Raw genomic sequence first — 19966 nt, 5'->3', positions numbered from 1 at the left:
TAGGTTTAGGAAACTTAAAGAATACTCATTCCATGGAAAGGAAAAGGGTATATGATATGAAAAAAAAGTTTAATATTAAAGGCCTTGTGTTAATTTTTGTGCTTGTGTATGTAAGTTATCTTTTTATTCAGCAACAAGCAACCATGGGTAGACAAAAAAAAGAATTACAAAAGTACAATGTGGAATTACAAAAGAAAAAAGAAGAAAAGAAAACATTGCAAGATGAAGTAGAATTATCTAAAACTGACAAATATATAGAAAAATTGGCAAGAGAAATTTTAGGTCTTGTTAAAGAAGGTGAAACTCCTGTAATGGACAATAAAAACTAAACGATATAATTAATGTTATACTTATTATTAAATTAATATATAAAATAAAAAACATAATTTTTAAGGAGGAGTCTTTTTAATATGACCTTAATGGCTGGAAGTATTGTAGAAGGTAAAGTAGTAAATATCACTAATTTTGGTGCGTTCGTAGAAGTGGAGGGTAAGACAGGACTAGTGCATATATCTGAGGTATCAGATACATTTGTTAAAAATGTTAATGATCATCTTAAAGAAAATGATATAGTAAAAGTTAAAGTAATTTCTGTTGATGATAATGGTAAAATAAGTTTATCCATAAAACAGGCGGGGGTTCCTAAAAAGTCTATTAAACCAATGGAGATAGATTGGGATAAAGAAAAAAACAAATCGAATGTAAGTGGGTTTGAAGATATAATGACTAAATTTTTAAAAGACAGTGAAGAAAGATTTCAAGATGTTAAAAAACATCAAGAAGGAAAAGGCAGAGGATATAGTAAAAAAACTTCAAGTTACTAGTAAACAGTGAATAGAATCATTTTTAGGAACTAAGTATTTAGTTCCTATTTTAAAAAATAAAAAGTTATTGACAACAGTTTATACATCAGATATAATAAAACATGTTGCCAAGAGGTATCGTTTTATATGTTATTAATAAGCTAGTTAAAGCATTATCAACTATGCTGGAGTGGCGGAACTGGCAGACGCACAGGACTTAAAATCCTGCGGTGGTTAAACACCGTACCGGTTCGATTCCGGTCTTCAGCACCAAATATCGCGGGATGGAGCAGTTGGTAGCTCGTCGGGCTCATAACCCGAAGGTCGTAGGTTCAAGTCCTACTCCCGCAACCAAACATGGCGGAATAGCTCAGCTGGCTAGAGCATTCGGTTCATACCCGAAGGGTCGTAGGTTCAAGTCCTATTTCCGCTACCATTTAAAAATAATATATATTTTGTTAAGAGTATTGACAAATGGATATATATTAGTATATAATTGAAAATGATTTTAAAAACTTATTTAATAGCAAGCTAAGATTACATAGTTAATAATATTTTAACCTTAAACATTAATGTCGCGGGGTGGAGCAGTTGGTAGCTCGTCGGGCTCATAACCCGAAGGTCACAGGTTCAAGTCCTGTCCCCGCAACCAATGAGTTTTAGATAACTCATTACATCAGTTAAATAACATAAGTAGTTAACAATTTTAAGTATTAATATCGCGGGGTGGAGCAGTTGGTAGCTCGTCGGGCTCATAACCCGAAGGTCACAGGTTCAAGTCCTGTCCCCGCAACCATTAAGTTATAAATAACTTGAAATGTAAACTGAGTAAAAATTGCTAGTAAGTTTTACTTACAATTAAGAATGCTGGAGTGGCGGAACTGGCAGACGCACAGGACTTAAAATCCTGCGGTGGTTAAACACCGTACCGGTTCGATTCCGGTCTTCAGCACCAATATCGCGGGATGGAGCAGTTGGTAGCTCGTCGGGCTCATAACCCGAAGGTCGTAGGTTCAAGTCCTACTCCCGCAACCATTAAACTTAAATTATTAGACCTGGTAATTAAATAAAGTATTATAATAAAAATACCTAACAGTAAATGAGCTGGAGTGGCGGAACTGGCAGACGCACAGGACTTAAAATCCTGCGGTGGTTAAACACCGTACCGGTTCGATTCCGGTCTTCAGCATTAAATATCGCGGGATGGAGCAGTTGGTAGCTCGTCGGGCTCATAACCCGAAGGTCGTAGGTTCAAGTCCTACTCCCGCAACCAAATATGGCGGAATAGCTCAGCTGGCTAGAGCATTCGGTTCATACCCGAAGGGTCGTAGGTTCAAGTCCTATTTCCGCTACCACAACTCATAAGGAAACTTATGAGTTATTTTTTCGTTTATTTTAAAATGCTGATAAAAAAACATATATGTATAAATTTCTTGAATATATAATTGCAAGAAATGACAAGCTTCATTTAATAATCTAAAGCCCACTATATTAATATAGTAGGTTTTTTTATATTATAGGGAAATGTATAATTATGGAATAAAAAATATAAATTTTATTGTCTCATAAAAAATATACAATCATCTCAACTTATGACAATTATTTCCATATGAATTTGTTATAATGAAGACCTAAATATTAAAGGTGGGTGATTTGTAATATGCAATACGGAATTGATATATTTCCATATGAAAGAGTTAGAAAGGTAAAGGACGAAATACAAAAGAAAAATGCATTGAATGTTAATTTAATCTTAAGCGGAATTCTTTATTTTACGATTGGCTTATTAATAAGCAGAGTTATTCTTATTAATAATACAGCACCATTTGGAATAGCTTTCTTAATAGCTATAATATTTGTTAATGATGACAAAATTTCAATAATTACAGCAAGTGGTACATTTTTAGGGTATATTACTTTATATCAAAATATAAAAAATTTACCATCATATTTAGTAATAATAGTTACCATTGCTCTTTTAAGCCATGTGTTTAAAAAAATGGAAGTTAAAACCAAAGCTTTAGCTAGTATGTTTGTTATTATTATGTTCGAATTGTTTATCTATAATTTTTTTATAGTTAGGATAAGTCCTTTAATGGCGTTTTTAAATTCGTTTTTTTTGGTTTTATGTATCTTCCCTTTATATTTTATTCTTGATTATAGTCTTTTATGCTTTAAGGAGATTAAAACAAAACATATATTTTCAAATGAAGAAATAATAAGTATGTCAATTATAAGTTCATTGATTATAGCAGGTACTTGGGGGCTCAGTGTTTTCACTATATCAATCACAAATATTTTAGGTCTGACATTTGTTATAATGATAGCATACATTAATGGAAGTGGAGCAGGTGCTGCATCGGGAGTTGCTATGGGTATCATATTGGGCATGTCAACGCCCAATATGATTGTGTTTATAGGAATGTATGGCATATGTGGTTTAATAACAGGAATTTTTAAAGAGACTGGAAAAATTTTAAGTGTTATATCTTATTTAGTAGCCTTCTCAATAATAAAGATATATTGTAATACTGGATCTACATTTATACTATTTGAAGCGTTTGTGGCAGGGGTAATATTTCTACTAATACCACAAAATACTTACGATAAATTATCCATAGAGTTTAATTCGGATAAAAAAAAGCAAAGCATAGAGCAGGGTTATATAAATAAAATTAAGGATACATTTGTAGGGCGGCTAAATAATTTTTCAGATGTACTTTCTAATATGTCGGATATAGTAAATAATTTAGTAGATAATGATAAGTTAGCTATGAAAGGTAAAAGCAGCGCACTCGTTGAAAATCTTGCAGATAGGGTGTGTAGTAAGTGCAATATGAAATCGATGTGCTGGAAAAGAGAATTACATTATACATATGCAGCATTTGAAGAACTAATTCAGAATTTCGAGAAAAAAAGTAATATTGTACCTAATGAAATTGAAAGAAAATGTATAAGGAGAACTGCCATACTTAAAAATACAGAGGATATTGTTAATAAACACATTATAAATGAAATGTGGAGAACAAGACTTAGCGAGGGTAGGGAGCTTTTAGCAAATCAGATTGGTAATATGGCAGATTCTGTAGGAGAAATTGTTGAAGACTTTAATTCTGAAATTCAAATAGATTCTGCTATGGAGAAACTTGTATGCAGAGCTTTAGATAAAAATAGGATTAAGCACAATGATCTTATGTGTTTGAATGATAAGCTAGGAAGACTTAGTATTAAATTATCACTTGATGCTTGTAGTGGAAGGCAAATGTGTGTTAAGGATTTATTACCTATTATAAATGGAGTCACAGGAAAATCCATGTGCGTTAGTGATGAGGGGTGCTGCATAGATTCAAAGACAAACATGTGTAAGGTAAATATTGAAGAAACACCTAAGTTTCATGTAGTATCAAGTGTTGCTAGGCAGTGTAAAGAAGGTGAAAAGCAAAACGGAGATAGTTATAGCTTTGGTAAGCTTTCCGATGGAAGCTATATGTCAGTTATTAGCGATGGCATGGGATCGGGTCCCCAAGCAGGTAGAGAGAGCGAGGCAGCTGTTGAATTAATAGAAAAGTTTACATCAGCAGGATTTAGTAAAATTACGGCTATTAATACTGTAAATTCGATAATGACATTGAGATTTTCTGAAGAAGAAAAATTTTCAACAATTGATTTAAGTAGTATAGATCTATATACTGGCAAAATTGATTTCTTAAAAGTAGGAGCAGTTGCAACATTTTTAAAATCTGGTGATAGTTTAGAGATCATAAAATCTAAATCGCTTCCCATTGGTGTTTTAGATAAGGCAGATATAGACATTCAACAAATGAAGATAAAAAATGGGGATGTTATAGTTATGGTCAGTGATGGAGTACTAGATTATAATGATGAAAATGTAGGTAGAGTAGATTGGGTAGTTGATTATTTGGGTAAAAACAAATGTAATAATCCTAAGGATTTAGCTGAAGGGCTGCTCGCGCAGGCAAAAAAATTAAGCGGAAATAAGGCAAAGGATGATATGACTGTTCTAGTTTCAAAAATATATAGTTTATATTAGTATATACAAAAATTTGAAATGGAGAAAATAATTAAAGAAGGCAATAGCTTTCTTTAGATTCTTCATTTTTATTTTTTTAGAATTATGTTTAAAAAATGTTTAAAAAAATGGAGGATATATGTTACTATATTATATTGTAGTATGATATAGTAATATGAGATTATATACATCATAGAATATTTCAAAAATAAATTTGGGAAGTGAAAGTTTTGTCAGAAAAGGTAATGAGTTTTATAAAAGAAAATTCAATGTTTGATGAAGGCGATAAAGTTATAGTTGCAGTTTCTGGTGGACCTGATTCCACATGTTTGCTTTATATTTTAAATGAACTTAAAGATAAACTTGGAATTACACTTATAGGCGCACATTTGAATCATTGTCTTCGCGGAGAAGAATCAGATAAAGATGAAGAATATGCAAAACAAACTTGTGAGAGTTTGAATATAGCTTTTTATAGCAATAAAGTGGATATACATAAAGTATCTAGGGAAAGAAACTTATCTTGTGAAATGGCAGGAAGAGAAGTTAGATATAATTTTTTTGAGAAACTTATAATCAAATTAAATGCTAATAAGGTTGCACTAGCCCATAATGCAAATGATCAAGCTGAGACTATTTTAATGAGGATAATGAGAGGAACAGGCATTGAGGGAATGGTTGGTATTAAACCAGTTCGCGACAAAATGTATGTAAGACCCATACTTAAACTTAGTAGAAAAGAAATTGAAAAATACAATTCTATTAACAATATTAATCCTAGGATAGATAAATCAAATTTAGAAAATATTTATGCAAGAAACAAAGTAAGGCTTGAGCTTATTCCATACATGGAAGAACATTTTAATAAAGATATAATTAAAACATTAAATCGATTATCAAACATTGTGAAAAAAGACAATGATTTTTTGAAAATTGTTTCTCAGAAAGAATATGAAAAACATTGTGAGATAAGTCAGCAAAGGGTTATAATAAATAAGAGTGCATTTAGTATGCATGAAGCAATTCTAAGTAGAATAATTAGAAGTGCTTTACTTGCTGTGAATCATAATTTATGCAATTTTGAAGAAATTCATGTATTAAGTATTATAGAACTTCAAAAACATGATACAGGCAAAAATATAATGTTACCGAAAAACATAATGGTTGAAAATTGTTATGGAGATATACATATATATATATATGTAAAAGAGAGTGAAGCTAATGGTAATCAATATTACTTAAACATTAATGAGGAGAATATTATTCATTCTCTAAACAAGGTAATAAAAATTGATGTTATACCCAAACTAAAATCTACTGAATTTACAGGAACAGATTATATTAAATATTTTGATTATGATCAGATAAATGAGCCGATAATACTAAGGCATAGAAAAGATGGGGATAAATTCATGCCACTTGGTATGAATGGTAATAAAAAAATAAAGGATTTGTTTATTGATTTAAAAATACCTAAGTCTCAAAGAAATCAAATACCTTTAATATGTTTTGGGGATGATATAAGTTGGGTAGTTGGGTATAGGGTTAGTGAAAAATTCAAGGTGTCAAAGGATACTAAAAATATATTGCAGATTAGAATTGGAAGAGAGGAATAAAAATGAATAACGATATTAAAGAGGTACTTTACAATGAAGAACAATTAAGGGACAAAATCAGGCAAATGGGTGAAAAGGTAAGTAAAGATTATTATGGTAAGGATCTTATACTTATTGGTATTTTAAAGGGTTCAGTTATATTTATGTCAGATTTGTTAAAAGAAATTACAATTCCATGTAAAATGGATTTTATGGCAGTGTCGAGTTACGGAAATTCAACTAAAACTTCAGGAGTTGTAAGAATACTTAAGGATTTAGATTTTGAAATTCAAGGAAAAGACGTGCTGATAGTAGAGGACATTATAGATTCAGGTGTTACACTCAAATATCTAATGAAGTGTCTATCTGCAAGAAAACCAAGTAGTTTAGAAATTATATGTTTACTTAATAAACCAGAAAGAAGAAAGGTAGATATAGATGTTAAATATGTAGGGTTTGATGTACCGGACTTTTTCATTGTAGGGTTTGGCATGGACTATGCGGAAAGATATAGAAATTTACCATATATAGGAATATTAAAAGACGAAATTTATAAATAAGTGTGTATTATAATAATTACTTATTAATATATATATTATTGTCAAGTGCTTTTTAATGTGATAAAATTTCATAATAAATGAAAAGAGAGGGGGGGTTCTGATGAAAAAGATTTCTAGTGCATCAGTTTGGTTTGTAGTATTTGTACTCGTGATTTTTGCAGCGGTGACCTTTAAAGATGCTGATAAAAAGGATACCACACTCAGTGTTGATAAATTCCAAGAACAGTGGATTAAGAAAGATATTAAAAGTGTTCAAGTAAGAGAAGATAAAACAATAACTGGAGAATTAACTGACGGAACACAATATGAAACGATAGTTCCACTATCGAGATTAATGCAAGTTATGGATGAACATCCAAATGACAAAGTTACAGAAACATATATAAAACCAGCAAGCATGCCGATGTGGTTGCAAATAGTACCAACACTTCTTATTGTTTTAATGCTAGTAGGGTTTTGGTTTATGTATATTCAACAATCTCAAGGCGGCGGCGGCGGCGGTAATAGAGGGGTAATGAATTTTGGTAAAAGTAGAGCCAAGATTGCCACGCCAGATAAGAAGAAAGTTACATTTGATGATGTCGCGGGTGAAGATGAAGAAAAGAACGAGCTTGCAGAAGTTGTTGATTTCTTAAAACAACCTAAAAGATACTTAGATGCAGGTGCAAGAATTCCTAAAGGAATATTACTTGTTGGTCCACCAGGTACAGGTAAGACTTTACTTGCAAGAGCTGTTTCAGGGGAAGCAGGAGTCCCATTTTATAGTATATCGGGTTCTGACTTTGTAGAAATGTTTGTAGGGGTTGGAGCTTCAAGAGTAAGAGATTTATTTGAGCAAGCCAAAAAAAGTGCTCCTTGTATAATATTTATTGATGAGATTGATGCAGTAGGTAGACAAAGAGGTGCTGGTGTTGGTGGTGGGCATGATGAACGAGAACAAACTCTGAATCAACTATTAGTTGAAATGGATGGGTTTGGTGTTAATGAAGGTATAATCATGATAGCTGCGACCAATAGACCAGATATACTAGATCCAGCTCTTTTAAGACCGGGCAGATTTGATAGACATATATTGGTAGGTGCACCTGATGTTAAGGGAAGAGAAGAAATTCTTAAAGTACATTCTAAGAATAAGCAATTAGCAGAAGAGGTAAAGCTTGACGTATTAGCTAAGAGAACACCAGGATTTACTGGTGCAGATTTAGAAAATCTAATGAATGAAGCTGCATTACTTACTGTAAGAAATAATAAACAGGTTATAGAAATGATAGAACTTGATGAAGCAGTAACTAGGGTTATTGCAGGACCTGAGAAAAAGAGCAGGGTCATTAGTGAAAAAGATAGAAAATTAACTGCATATCATGAAGCTGGGCATGCGGTGGTAATGAAGTATTCTCCATTATCAGATCCTATTCATCAAATAAGCATTATACCAAGAGGTATGGCAGGTGGATATACAATGCATTTGCCTGAAGAAGATACATCTTATACTTCAAAGTTAAAGCTTAAAGATGAGATGGTTGGACTGCTTGGTGGTAGAGTTGCAGAAAAACTAATAATGAAAGATATTAGCACTGGTGCTAAAAATGATATTGATAGAGCATCAGCTATAGCAAGAAAAATGGTCATGGAGTATGGTATGAGTGATGAGCTTGGACCAATATCTTTTGGTAATGACCATAATGAAGTATTTCTCGGAAGAGATTTAGGTAAAAGTAGAAACTTTAGTGAACAAGTAGCTTTCCAAATAGATTCAGAAGTTAAAGATCTTATTGACGAAGCATATGCAAAAGCCGAAAAGATTCTTGATGAAAATATAGGTAAACTTCATGCAGTAGCTCAAGAATTACTTTTAAAAGAAAAACTAGAGGGTGCTGAATTTGAGGCTATAATTGCTAGAACAGAATCAGCTGAAATTGAAATATCATAGATTATTAAAGTTAAAAGGCATACAGAAAATTACTGTATGCCTTTTTTTAGCCTAAAAATAAACTAAATAATATTTTATCATAAGAATTTTCTGAAGATTTACTCAACTTCTGTTTAAACATTTGATATAAATTGTGATATAATATAAAAGGTTGGTTCTATAAGGGAATAAACAGAAATGAATTTTAGTAATTAATCCAATTAAGTAAATTTAAAAAAATATATATGTACCACAAGAGATGATTTAACGAGATAATAATAAAATTGTATTTAGAACTATAACAGGAATAATTTCTATAAAGGAATGCTTTCTGTTTAATTTATATATAAGGGGTGAAGCATATGAAAAGTGATATAGAAATTGCACAAAGTGCTAAGATGTTACATATAAGTGAAGTTGCACAGAAGATGGGATTAGGTGAAGATGATATTGATTTATATGGAAAATATAAAGCAAAGATTTCGCTTGATGTACTAAGAAGAAATGAAAATAGAAAAGATGGGAAGTTAATATTAGTTACAGCTATTAATCCTACTCCAGCAGGGGAAGGGAAATCTACTGTTACAATAGGACTTGCTGAGGCCTTATGCAAACAAGGTAAAAATGCAGTGATAGCCTTAAGAGAACCATCACTTGGACCAGTGTTCGGTATTAAAGGTGGAGCTGCTGGCGGTGGATATGCGCAAGTGGTGCCAATGGAGGATATAAATTTGCATTTTACAGGTGATATGTATGCTATAACTGCTGCTAACAATTTATTATCAGCAGCTATAGACAATCATATTCAGCAAGGTAACGTTCTTGGAATTGATAGCAGAAAAATTATATTTAAAAGAGTCATGGATATGAATGATAGGGCTTTAAGACATATTATTGTTGGAATTGGTGGTAAACCTAATGGATTTACACGTGAAGATGGGTTTATGATAACTGTCGCGTCTGAAATAATGGCTATTTTGTGTTTGGCGAGTAACCTTATGGACTTAAAGGAAAGAATGGGTAGGATTTTGGTTGCATATGACCTAGGAGGTAACCCGGTTTATTGTAAAGATTTAGCTGTGAATGGTGCGATGGCACTACTTATGAAGGATGCTATAAAACCAAATCTAGTTCAGACGTTAGGTAATACTCCAGCCATAATACATGGTGGACCTTTTGCTAATATCGCTCATGGCTGCAATAGTCTATTGGCAACGAAAATGGCTTTAAAGTTAGGAGATTACGTTGTAACTGAAGCTGGGTTTGGAGCTGATTTAGGTGCTGAAAAATTCTTTGATATTAAATGTAGATATGGCAAATTAAAACCAGATTGCGTGGTGCTTGTGGCTACAATAAGAGCTCTAAAACATCATGGTGGAGTAAAAAAAGATAAATTAAACGAACCTAACGTGGAAGCACTTTCAAAAGGAATTGGAAACTTAGAAAAACAAATAGAGAATATTGAAAAATATGGAGTTCAGGTAATAGTAGCAATAAATAAATTTGTTTCAGATACTGAAAAAGAAATCGAATATGTAAAAGAATTTTGCGCTAAAAAAGGTGTTAAAGTAGATTTGACAGAGGTTTGGGGAAAGGGTGCAGATGGAGGATTAGAACTTGCGAGTAAAGTAATAGACACTATTGAAAATAATAAAAGTGAATTTAAGGTTCTATATGAGGTGGAACTTCCTATAAAAGAAAAGATAAATATTATTGCCAAGGAAATATATGGAGCAGATGGCGTGGAATATAGTCCATCTGCAAATAAGCAAATTGCTGAAATAGAAAAACTTGGGTTAGACAAAGTTCCTATATGTGTTGCTAAAACTCAAAACTCTTTGTCAGATAATCCAAAGCTTTTGGGAAGACCAACAAATTTTACAATAAATATAAAAGAAATTACTATATCTAATGGAGCTGGGTTCATTGTGGCCTTAACTGGCAATATAATGACAATGCCTGGTCTTCCTAAGATTCCGGCAGCGAATAAGATGGATATTTTTGAAGATGGTACTATTACAGGTCTATTCTAAAAAAATTAATTTTATTGCTTTATTTTGATAAGGATGTTATAGACTATATCTATAACATCCTTATTTTTGGGTAACTATATATATCATTAAAAATGTAAATAAATATTTTGATTAAATATATTTAGTATAAAACTTCTTATAAATATTTAACTTGACAAATATATTCAAATTGTTAGAATTAGATTGATAAATTAGCAATGTTTTATATAGATATTTTATTGTATTTGATATGTTATTATTATTATTATGTTTTAACATAGGAAAATAATAAAGCGACTTGTAAGTCGCTTTATATTATATAGGTGGTGTATAAAGTGATTTTAGTTTTAGATGTTGGAAATACTAATACTGTATTAGGAGTTTTTAAGGAAAAGGAATTGCTTGTGGAGTGGAGACTTTCTACTGATGCAAAAAGAACTGCTGATGAATATGGGATTCAAGTAATGCAATTATTTCATCAGAGAAACATAAAGGTAGAACACATTAAAGGAGTAATAATTTCTTCTGTTGTTCCAAATATTATGTATTCACTAGAACACATGATAAGAAAATATTTTGATTTAATACCTATGATAGTTGGACCAGGTGTAAAGACCGGTATAAATGTAAAATACGATAATCCTAAAGAAGTAGGTGCAGATAGGATTGTTAACGCTGTGTCTGCTCATGCAATTTATAAAAGATCATTAATTTTAATTGATTTTGGCACTGCTACAACCTTTTGTGCTATAAGTAAAGATGCTAATTATTTAGGTGGAACAATATGCCCTGGTATCAAAATAGCTTCAGAAGCTTTGTTTGAGAGAGCTGCAAAGTTACCAAGAGTGGAGCTTATAAAACCATATACAGTTATATGTAAAAATACTGTTGCAAGTATGCAGTCGGGGATAATATATGGATATATTGGACAGGTAGAGTATATTGTTAATAAAATGAAAAGTGAAATGATTAATATGGGAGAAGAAGAGCCTTTTGTAGTTGCAACGGGAGGGCTTTCAAACTTAATAACCAAAAACTCTTCGGCTATTGATGAGTTCCATCCCAATCTTACATTAGAAGGGCTTAGAATGATTTATGAGAAAAATAGGGAATAGGTGCTTTAATGACATTTCAGAAGGAAAGTTTTTCATATGTATAAGTGGGAATATAAATTGCCTTCTGAAGTTATTAATATTACAGCGACCAAGGAGATGATTTAATGAAAATATCAAATATCGAATTTAAAAATGATGTTTTTTTAGCTCCTATGGCAGGAATCACAGATATTGCATTTAGAGGGTTATGCAAAGAACTAGGTTGTGGCCTTTTGTATTCTGAGATGGTAAGTGCTAAAGGAATGTATTATGGTAGTAGTAATACGCAGTCGCTTATGCGAATATCGAGCGAGGAGAAACCTGTAGCTATTCAGATATTTGGAAATGATCCTAAGATTATGGCTAGTGCTTGTGAAATTTTCAATACAAGGGATGACATATGTATTGTAGATGTAAACATGGGGTGTCCGGTACATAAAATAGTGAAAAATGGTGAGGGATCTGCTTTAATGAAAAATCCTAAACTTGCAGCGCAAATAATAAAAGAAATGAAGAAGGTTTCTACAAAGCCAGTTACAGTCAAATTTAGAAAAGGTTTTGATTCAAATAGTATTAATGCTGTAGAATTCGCTAAATACATGGAAGATGCCGGTATAGATGCTATTGCGGTGCACGGCAGGACTCGCGAACAAATGTATGAAGGCAAAGCTGATTGGGATATTATAAGGGCTGTAAAAGAAAGCGTTAAAGTGCCAGTGATAGGTAATGGAGATATATTTTCTGTAGAGGATGCTATTCGGATAAAAGAAATTACTGGTTGCGATGCTATAATGATTGCAAGAGGGGCTATGGGTAATCCATGGATTTTTAGAGAAGTTATGCAGGCAATAAATAAAGAAGAGGTCATATACCCTACGCAGGATGAGAAAATAGATATGTGCATAAGGCATTTGGATTTAGCTGTAAGATATTACGAAGAAATTAAGGCAGTTAGAGAAATGAGAAAACACACAGCTTGGTATATTAAAGGTCTTACCAATTGCACAGAAATAAAGAATAAAATTAACACTAAAAAAAATTATGGTGAAGTTAAACAATTGCTTTTAGAGTACAAAGAGTTTTTGAAGACTGTTTAAAGTTTGATCGAAGACTATAAATATATAGTTAAAACATGAATTTATAGAATTAACACTGAATAAGATAGTAATACATTAATTTATAAGGTGTGTATGGATGAATCCAATTTTATATGTAACTTCAAATATAACAAATGATGAAATTTATGCTATTAGAATAACAGATTTAAAATTCAATAATAATGTAATAAGTTAGTATATTTAGATGAAATATATTGACAATATCGACTCTCTGATTTATAATGGCTAAATGGTTACATGATTGTTATTATAATAATAAATTTTAGACCTAATAATTCATTAATTTGACTTATTAGTCTTATATTATATAAAGTGCATTTCGGATATACTTAAAAACAATATCATGGTGGGGGAGCAACATGTCATGGGATTGTTAATTTATAGTGGATTTTATAAATGGTTATTAACTTATGTAATAAAAATTTAAAAGGGGAGAAATATATGAGTGAACCAAAACAATACGTGATGACCTATGAGGGAATTACAAAGTTGGAGGCACAATTAGAAATTCTTAAAACCGTCAAAAGAAAAGATATAACAGAAAAGATAAAAGTAGCACTTGGATATGGAGACTTGAGTGAGAACTCGGAGTATGATGATGCTAAGAATGAGCAAGCGTTTGTAGAAGGAAAGATATTACAATTGGAAAATATGCTTAGAAATGCAAATGTCATAGATGAGAACGATATTGAAAAAGATGTAGTGAGTATTGGAGCTATAGTCAAGGTCAAAGACTATCAATTTGATGAAGAGGTTGAATTTTATATAGTGGGATCAGCAGAAGCAGATCCAATGGTAAATAAAATATCAAATGAATCGCCAGTTGGAAGAACGCTTATTGGTAAGAAAGTAGGAGCAATTATAGAGGTTACTGTACCAGACGGTATTAGTAAATATGAAATATTAGAAGTGCGACGTGGGTAATTATTTAAAAGTTATTTAATATTGCAGCGATCCAGGAGATGGTTTAATATAAAACAAAGTATTTATAAAACGAGTTTTTATAAATAATAAATCGGTTACAAACAATAAGGGTACTTAACAATTTATAATTGGTAGGTGCCCTAAAGAAATATATACATATATAAAACACATATATAGAAAAACTGTGGTAGACTTAATTATTAATAATTATTTTCTGACCTAGAGAAAAGTAGGAGGGGTAGTAATGTCAAACGAAAAAAAGAATGAAGAAAAGAATGATGAAAAAAGCATGCATGAACTTGAATCTAAATATAATGAACAGGTGACCATAAGACGACGAAAATTAACTGCTTTAAAAGAAGAAGGCAAGGATCCATTTGATGTGTACAAAGTTGAGAGAACTCATACATCGCAAGAGGTTAAGGACAATTATGAGAAATTAGAGGGAACTCAGGTTATTGTAGCAGGCAGACTTATGTCTAAAAGAGTTCATGGCAAGGCAGGTTTTTCTGATTTACAAGATAGATATGGAAGAATCCAATTATACATAAAAATAGATGCAGTAGGTGAAGAGAAATTAAAAGAATATAAAAGTTTTGACATAGGAGATCTTTTAAGTGTCACTGGAACAACGTTTGTTACACAAACTGGAGAGATATCACTACATATAGTTGATTTTCAGCTAATAGCAAAAGCCCTAAAGCCGCTTCCAGAAAAATGGCATGGATTAAAAGATCCTGACTTAAGATATAGACAAAGAGAAGTAGATATAATATCTAACCCACAAGTTAAAGATACTTTTTTAAAGAGAATACAGATAGTCAAGGCTATTAGACAATTTTTAGATGATAAGGGCTTTTTAGAAGTTGAAACTCCAATACTATCACCAATAGCAGGAGGAGCTGCAGCAAGACCATTTATGACACATCATAATGCATTAGACATGGATATGTATCTTAGAATTGCTACAGAGTTATATTTAAAAAGACTTATTGTTGCTGGTTTTGAAAAAGTATATGATATGGGTAAAAACTTTAGAAATGAAGGAACTGATTTAAGACATAATCCAGAATTTACATGTATAGAACTATATGAAGCTTTTGCAGATTATAATGATATGATGGCAATCACTGAAAATATGATAGCTTATGTTTGTGAAAAAATTCATGGAACAACAAAAGTAAATTATCAAGGAACTGAAATAGATTTTACACCACCATGGAGAAGAATTACTATGGTAGATGCAGTAAGAGAATATTCAGGTGTGGACTTTACTAAAATAGCTACTAATGAAGAAGCTAGGGTTATAGCTAAAGAAAAACATCTAGAATTTAAAAAAGAATTAAAAGATTGTACAAAAGCAGATATCTTAAATGAGTTATTTGAAGTATATGTGGAAGAAAAATTAATTCAACCAACATTCTTATGTGATTACCCTGTAGAAATATCCCCTCTTACAAAGAAGAAGAGAGGGAATGAAGAGTTTACAGAGAGATTTGAAGGTTTTATATTTGGACGTGAAATCTGCAATGCATATTCAGAGTTAAATGATCCAGTTGTTCAAAGAGAAAGATTTATGCAACAGGCTAAAGAAAGAGAATTAGGCGATGATGAGGCATATTTAATAGATGAAGAATTTATGAGCGCATTAGAAACAGGAATGCCACCAACAGGAGGCCTTGGTATAGGAATTGATAGATTGGTAATGTTCCTAACTGATGCTTATTCAATAAGAGATGTTATACTATTCCCTACAATGAAACCAATTCAGTAAAATAAAAGGGTATTTTAGTTAATCTAAAATGCCCTTTTATTTTTAATATAGGTATTAACATATAAAATATTAATTAGTGATTTTTAAATATTTTGTTTTAATAGAAATAAACTATTGCATTTTAAATCATATATGGTATAATAACATCAGAGTTAAAAATAATGTTATTCCGCGATAGCTCAACGGTGGAGCACTCGGCTGTTAACCGATAGGTTGAAGGTTCAAATCCTTTTCGCGGAGCCATTTTTTATTTTAAAAATATATTATAGCAGTTAAAGTACTTATGTTAATACTATAATTATATAAACTAAACATAATATGAGATTTAATGATACATTAATATAATAAAATATTTCACTATGATAAAGAAGAGTAGTAGTAATACTTTATAAGAGAGATTGTGGCTAGTGTAAACAATCAAAGTATTATTGTGAAAGGAACTTTTGAGTGTATAAAACTTAGAGTAGGGCATGTGCCAATAAGGGTGGAACCGCGGAAGTAAATTTCGTCCCTTACGGTATAGTCCTTTTTTTTATATTGAAAATTTAGGAGGTATTAAAATGGTATTGAAAAAAAGCATGGATAAGATTGTTACTTTGTGCAAAACTAGAGGGTTTGTATTTCCAGGATCTGATATATATGGAGGACTCGCTAACTCTTGGGATTATGGTCCTTTAGGAGTTGAATTTAAAAATAACGTAAAAAAAGCTTGGTGGAAAAAATTTGTTCAAGAAAGTCCTTATAATGTAGGGGTTGACTGCGCTATACTAATGAATCCTGAAGTATGGGTTGCAACAGGTCATGTTGGAGGGTTTTCAGACCCACTAATGGATTGTAAAGAATGCAAAGCTAGATTTAGGGCAGATAAATTAGTTGAAGACCATATGACAAGTCTTGGAGCAGAAGTAGCTACTGCTGATGGATGGACAAATGAAGAGTTAAAAGATTATTTGGAGAAAAATAAAATAGTATGTCCTAAGTGTGGGAAAAATAATTTCACTGATATTAGAAAGTTCAATTTAATGTTTAAAACATCTCAAGGAATAACAGAAGATGGAAAATCAGATATATATTTAAGACCAGAAACTGCTCAAGGTATCTTCGTAAACTTTAAAAATGTCCAAAGGGCATCAAGAAAAAAAATCCCATTTGGTATAGGTCAGGTAGGTAAGGCTTTTAGAAATGAAATAACACCAGGAAACTTTATTTTCAGAACAAGAGAATTTGAACAAATGGAATTGGAGTTTTTTTGTAAGCCGGGTACAGATTTAGAATGGTTTAAATATTGGAAAGAACATTGTGCTAGCTTCTTATATAACTTGGGAATGGAGAAAGAGAATCTAAGATTTAGAGACCATGATAAAGAGGAATTATCATTTTATAGCAATGCTACTTGTGATATAGAATTCTTGTTTCCTTTTGGATGGGGAGAATTATGGGGAATTGCCGATAGAACTGATTATGATTTAAAGAAGCATATGGAACATTCAGGAAATGATTTAAGTTACTTAGATCCTATTACTAATGAAAAATATGTACCATATTGTATAGAGCCATCACTTGGAGCAGATAGAGTTGTTCTTGCATTTTTAGTTAATGCATACGATGAAGAAGAACTTGAGGGTGGAGACGTAAGGACGGTGCTTCATTTGCATCCAGCACTTGCGCCATTTAAGGCAGCTGTTTTGCCACTCAGCAAAAAATTATCAGAAAAATCTCTTGAGGTTTTTGATATGCTAAGCAAGAAATTTAATGTAGATTATGATGAAGCTGGGAGTATAGGAAAGAGATATAGAAGAGAAGATGAAATAGGGACACCATATTGTATAACTGTGGATTTTGATACTTTAGAGGACAATGCTGTAACAATTAGGGATAGAGACACAATGCTTCAAATAAGAGTAAGTATAGATGAACTTGAAAAGTTTATAGAAGAAAAGCTTGTATTTTAAATGAAAATCAGTAGTTTGAGCTAAAATATAGTGAGTGGTATGAAGGCAGGCTTGAATAGTCTATATTTATACTATTCACTATTTTTTTTGTAGAATAATTTAAACACTATCTTTTAAAAAAAATAAAGGCTAATATGCAGCGAAGAGGATTATGAACATCATCGCACATTGTGATTTAAGTGTTATAATTAATATAAACAATTATGCGAAATTGATAATATAATATGAAATATATAAAGATTACATGGAGGGTTATATGAAAAGGAATTTTAGCGAGTTTAAAGAATTTATAAAAGGCAAGAAAGTTGGGGTTGTAGGTATAGGGGTTAGCAATATTCCTTTAATACATTTTTTGGTGAAATTGCAGGCTACTGTTACGGCATTTGATAAAAAAAATCAAAGTATGCTTGGCGCGGTAGCGATAGATTTAAAGGAAGATGGGGTTAAATTAATTTTAGGCGAAAATTACTTAAATGATTTAACAGGATTTGATGTTGTTTTTAAAACGCCGTCTATGAGAATAGATAATCCTGCTCTTTTAAGAGCGAAGCAAGAGGGAGCATATATAACATCAGAAATGGAAGAGTTTATAAAGTATTGTCCAGCAAAAACTTTTGGTGTGACTGGTAGTGATGGGAAAACAACTACAACAACAATAATATATAATATATTAAAAAGCGAGGGTTATAAAACATGGGTTGGAGGAAATATAGGAAATCCATTGTTTGCAAACATTGAAGAAATAACTAAAGACGATAAAGTAGTATTAGAATTATCAAGTTTTCAACTTATGACAATGAATGTTTCGACGGATGTTGCAGTAGTAACAAATTTAAGCCCAAATCATCTGGATATCCATAAGAATATAGAGGAATATATAGATGCAAAGAAAAACATATTCAAATATCAAAGTGATCAGGATCTTCTTATTCTTAATAAGGATAACGATTTAACTTATGAATTAAGAAAAGAAGCAATGGGTAGAGTTAAGCATTTTAGTATAATAGATAAGGTGGAAGACGGTGCATATTTTCAAGATGATAACTTATTCATCATGAATAAGTTAGTATGTAACCTTGATGAGATTAAATTAAAAGGGATGCATAATGTGCAAAACTTATTAACTGCCTTTTGTGCGACTCAGGAAGAGGCATCGGTTGCAAGCATGAGAAAGGTTGCAACCACTTTTATAGGAGTGGAACATAGAGGCGAGTTCGTACGTGAAGTAGAGGGAGTTAAGTATTACAATGATTCAATAGCTTCTACTCCAACGAGAACAATAGCAAGTCTTAAAGCTTTTGAAAAGCCGGTTATATTAATTGCAGGTGGTTATGATAAGAAAATACCTTTTGAGCCATTAGCGGAGGAAGCTTATCTGAATATTAAAACATTAATATTGGTAGGTGCCACTAAATATAAAATAAAAGAAGTTTTTGAGTCAGTGTTAAAGGAGAAGAAAATATTTTTAGAAATTATACTTGTTGAAGATTTTAATGAAGCGATACTCAAAGCTAAATTGCTTGCTAACCCTGGGGATATTGTGACATTGTCGCCAGCGTGTGCAAGTTTTGATATGTTTAAGGATTTTGCAGCACGTGGTAACAAATTTAAGGAAATAGTAATGGCATTAAAATAAAAAGTATATTATAATAGACAATAATAAAAACTTCGGTAAAAATTACTGAAGTTTTTATTTTATTTATAAGAATATGGTGTTATTATAGCTAATAATGAGAAGAATTTAATGGAGGTCAATTAAGATAATTAACATATAATATGAATTTTTATATACAGTAGTGTTAAATCGATAACAAAGGCTCCAAGCGTATCATTATGAGTAAAACCGAAGATGTGGTAGAAATAAGGATAAAAATGAAAATAAATAGGTAAAACGGATGATAATAAACAAATTGTGTTTTATACATATGATATTATATTAATTGTCGCTGGAACACACAGTTATAAATTAACTTAGACTGATTAGTGATTTTATAAAATTTATTATTAATTGTTTTTAAATGGTTGACAATGAATTAAAAAAGATTTATAATAGTAAAAGTCATCACATGATGACAAAGCAAATTGGTCTTTGAAAATTAAACATAGAAATAGGTAAAGAAATGAAATAATATTTTATTTTAACCAGTCAATTACTTTAGTAAAAGTAATATTTTAGTCGTAAGACTAAAAAGTAT

At 31.4% G+C, this 19966-nt stretch carries 13 protein-coding genes, 11 tRNA genes and 1 other annotated feature; all 24 genes read left to right on the top strand.

What is annotated here, in order from left to right:
* The first annotated feature begins 56 nt into the window (after nucleotides 1-56).
* The 24 genes from KPL54_RS17595 to murD all read left to right on the top strand — a co-directional run bounded on the left by KPL54_RS17595 (nucleotide 57) and on the right by murD (nucleotide 19407).
* Complete coding sequence (locus KPL54_RS17595; RefSeq protein ID WP_071614671.1) at nucleotides 57-329, top strand: FtsB family cell division protein; 273 nt, start codon at nucleotides 57-59, stop codon at nucleotides 327-329.
* An 81-nt stretch (nucleotides 330-410) separates the two neighbouring features.
* On the top strand, nucleotides 411-824 hold the full coding sequence (locus KPL54_RS17590) for a S1 domain-containing RNA-binding protein (protein WP_171298551.1): 414 nt from the start codon (nucleotides 411-413) through the stop codon (nucleotides 822-824).
* Nucleotides 825-987: 163 nt separating this feature from the next.
* Nucleotides 988-1076: transfer RNA gene (locus tag KPL54_RS17585), tRNA-Leu, on the top strand.
* A 5-nt stretch (nucleotides 1077-1081) separates the two neighbouring features.
* Nucleotides 1082-1157 (top strand) — tRNA-Met (locus KPL54_RS17580).
* A gap of 5 nt (nucleotides 1158-1162) precedes the next feature.
* A tRNA-Met gene (locus KPL54_RS17575) sits at nucleotides 1163-1239 on the top strand.
* 140 nt (nucleotides 1240-1379) lie between these two features.
* Nucleotides 1380-1455: transfer RNA gene (locus KPL54_RS17570), tRNA-Met, on the top strand.
* Between the two features lie 68 nt (nucleotides 1456-1523).
* A tRNA-Met gene (locus tag KPL54_RS17565) sits at nucleotides 1524-1599 on the top strand.
* A gap of 70 nt (nucleotides 1600-1669) precedes the next feature.
* A tRNA-Leu gene (locus KPL54_RS17560) sits at nucleotides 1670-1758 on the top strand.
* Nucleotides 1759-1762: 4 nt separating this feature from the next.
* Nucleotides 1763-1838 (top strand) — tRNA-Met (locus KPL54_RS17555).
* A 68-nt stretch (nucleotides 1839-1906) separates the two neighbouring features.
* Nucleotides 1907-1992, top strand: a tRNA-Leu gene (locus tag KPL54_RS17550).
* 8 nt (nucleotides 1993-2000) lie between these two features.
* A tRNA-Met gene (locus KPL54_RS17545) sits at nucleotides 2001-2076 on the top strand.
* Nucleotides 2077-2081: 5 nt separating this feature from the next.
* Nucleotides 2082-2158 (top strand) — tRNA-Met (locus KPL54_RS17540).
* Between the two features lie 305 nt (nucleotides 2159-2463).
* Nucleotides 2464-4854 carry a stage II sporulation protein E gene (gene spoIIE / locus KPL54_RS17535; RefSeq protein ID WP_216107801.1) on the top strand — a complete coding sequence of 797 codons (2391 nt, stop codon included), beginning with the start codon at nucleotides 2464-2466 and terminating at the stop codon, nucleotides 4852-4854.
* 200 nt (nucleotides 4855-5054) lie between these two features.
* A complete protein-coding gene (tilS, locus tag KPL54_RS17530) occupies nucleotides 5055-6449 on the top strand; it encodes a tRNA lysidine(34) synthetase TilS (protein WP_309245400.1) in 1395 nt (464 codons plus the stop codon).
* Between the two features lie 2 nt (nucleotides 6450-6451).
* On the top strand, nucleotides 6452-6988 hold the full coding sequence (hpt, locus tag KPL54_RS17525; protein ID WP_216107799.1) for a hypoxanthine phosphoribosyltransferase: 537 nt from the start codon (nucleotides 6452-6454) through the stop codon (nucleotides 6986-6988).
* Nucleotides 6989-7088: 100 nt separating this feature from the next.
* A complete protein-coding gene (ftsH, locus tag KPL54_RS17520; RefSeq protein WP_216107798.1) occupies nucleotides 7089-8918 on the top strand; it encodes an ATP-dependent zinc metalloprotease FtsH in 1830 nt (609 codons plus the stop codon).
* A gap of 341 nt (nucleotides 8919-9259) precedes the next feature.
* The gene (locus tag KPL54_RS17515; RefSeq protein ID WP_216107797.1) at nucleotides 9260-10930 is read left to right on the top strand and encodes a formate--tetrahydrofolate ligase; all 1671 of its coding nucleotides are present in this window, start codon (nucleotides 9260-9262) and stop codon (nucleotides 10928-10930) included.
* A gap of 314 nt (nucleotides 10931-11244) precedes the next feature.
* Nucleotides 11245-12024 carry a type III pantothenate kinase gene (locus KPL54_RS17510; protein WP_216107796.1) on the top strand — a complete coding sequence of 260 codons (780 nt, stop codon included), beginning with the start codon at nucleotides 11245-11247 and terminating at the stop codon, nucleotides 12022-12024.
* 104 nt (nucleotides 12025-12128) lie between these two features.
* Nucleotides 12129-13100, top strand: a complete 972-nt coding sequence (gene dusB / locus KPL54_RS17505; RefSeq protein WP_216107795.1) for a tRNA dihydrouridine synthase DusB — start codon at nucleotides 12129-12131, stop codon at nucleotides 13098-13100.
* A 462-nt stretch (nucleotides 13101-13562) separates the two neighbouring features.
* The gene (greA, locus tag KPL54_RS17500) at nucleotides 13563-14045 is read left to right on the top strand and encodes a transcription elongation factor GreA (RefSeq protein ID WP_216107794.1); all 483 of its coding nucleotides are present in this window, start codon (nucleotides 13563-13565) and stop codon (nucleotides 14043-14045) included.
* Between the two features lie 289 nt (nucleotides 14046-14334).
* Complete coding sequence (gene lysS, locus KPL54_RS17495) at nucleotides 14335-15819, top strand: lysine--tRNA ligase (RefSeq protein ID WP_375373001.1); 1485 nt, start codon at nucleotides 14335-14337, stop codon at nucleotides 15817-15819.
* A 168-nt stretch (nucleotides 15820-15987) separates the two neighbouring features.
* A tRNA-Asn gene (locus tag KPL54_RS17490) sits at nucleotides 15988-16062 on the top strand.
* A 107-nt stretch (nucleotides 16063-16169) separates the two neighbouring features.
* Nucleotides 16170-16335 (top strand) — a binding site (T-box leader).
* 44 nt (nucleotides 16336-16379) lie between these two features.
* Complete coding sequence (locus KPL54_RS17485; RefSeq protein ID WP_216107792.1) at nucleotides 16380-17771, top strand: glycine--tRNA ligase; 1392 nt, start codon at nucleotides 16380-16382, stop codon at nucleotides 17769-17771.
* A gap of 256 nt (nucleotides 17772-18027) precedes the next feature.
* Nucleotides 18028-19407, top strand: coding sequence for a UDP-N-acetylmuramoyl-L-alanine--D-glutamate ligase (murD, locus tag KPL54_RS17480; protein ID WP_216107791.1), 1380 nt, complete (start codon nucleotides 18028-18030; stop codon nucleotides 19405-19407).
* Nucleotides 19408-19966: the final 559 nt, after the last annotated feature.

The organism is Clostridium estertheticum (assembly GCF_018861295.1).
Lineage (GTDB): Bacteria > Bacillota > Clostridia > Clostridiales > Clostridiaceae > Clostridium_AD > Clostridium_AD estertheticum_D.
This window is presented reverse-complemented; position numbering and strand designations above follow the sequence as displayed.

What these genes read in the sequence shown, in the direction of transcription:
- lysS (WP_375373001.1), top strand. Translation starts at nt 14,335, where the DNA reads ATGCATGAACTTGAATCTAAATATAATGAACAGGTGACCATAAGACGA.
- greA (WP_216107794.1), top strand. Translation starts at nt 13,563, where the DNA reads ATGAGTGAACCAAAACAATACGTGATGACCTATGAGGGAATTACAAAG.
- KPL54_RS17595 (WP_071614671.1), top strand. Translation starts at nt 57, where the DNA reads ATGAAAAAAAAGTTTAATATTAAAGGCCTTGTGTTAATTTTTGTGCTT.
- murD (WP_216107791.1), top strand. Translation starts at nt 18,028, where the DNA reads ATGAAAAGGAATTTTAGCGAGTTTAAAGAATTTATAAAAGGCAAGAAA.
- spoIIE (WP_216107801.1), top strand. Translation starts at nt 2,464, where the DNA reads ATGCAATACGGAATTGATATATTTCCATATGAAAGAGTTAGAAAGGTA.
- ftsH (WP_216107798.1), top strand. Translation starts at nt 7,089, where the DNA reads ATGAAAAAGATTTCTAGTGCATCAGTTTGGTTTGTAGTATTTGTACTC.
- hpt (WP_216107799.1), top strand. Translation starts at nt 6,452, where the DNA reads ATGAATAACGATATTAAAGAGGTACTTTACAATGAAGAACAATTAAGG.
- KPL54_RS17515 (WP_216107797.1), top strand. Translation starts at nt 9,260, where the DNA reads ATGAAAAGTGATATAGAAATTGCACAAAGTGCTAAGATGTTACATATA.
- KPL54_RS17485 (WP_216107792.1), top strand. Translation starts at nt 16,380, where the DNA reads ATGGTATTGAAAAAAAGCATGGATAAGATTGTTACTTTGTGCAAAACT.
- KPL54_RS17590 (WP_171298551.1), top strand. Translation starts at nt 411, where the DNA reads ATGACCTTAATGGCTGGAAGTATTGTAGAAGGTAAAGTAGTAAATATC.
- dusB (WP_216107795.1), top strand. Translation starts at nt 12,129, where the DNA reads ATGAAAATATCAAATATCGAATTTAAAAATGATGTTTTTTTAGCTCCT.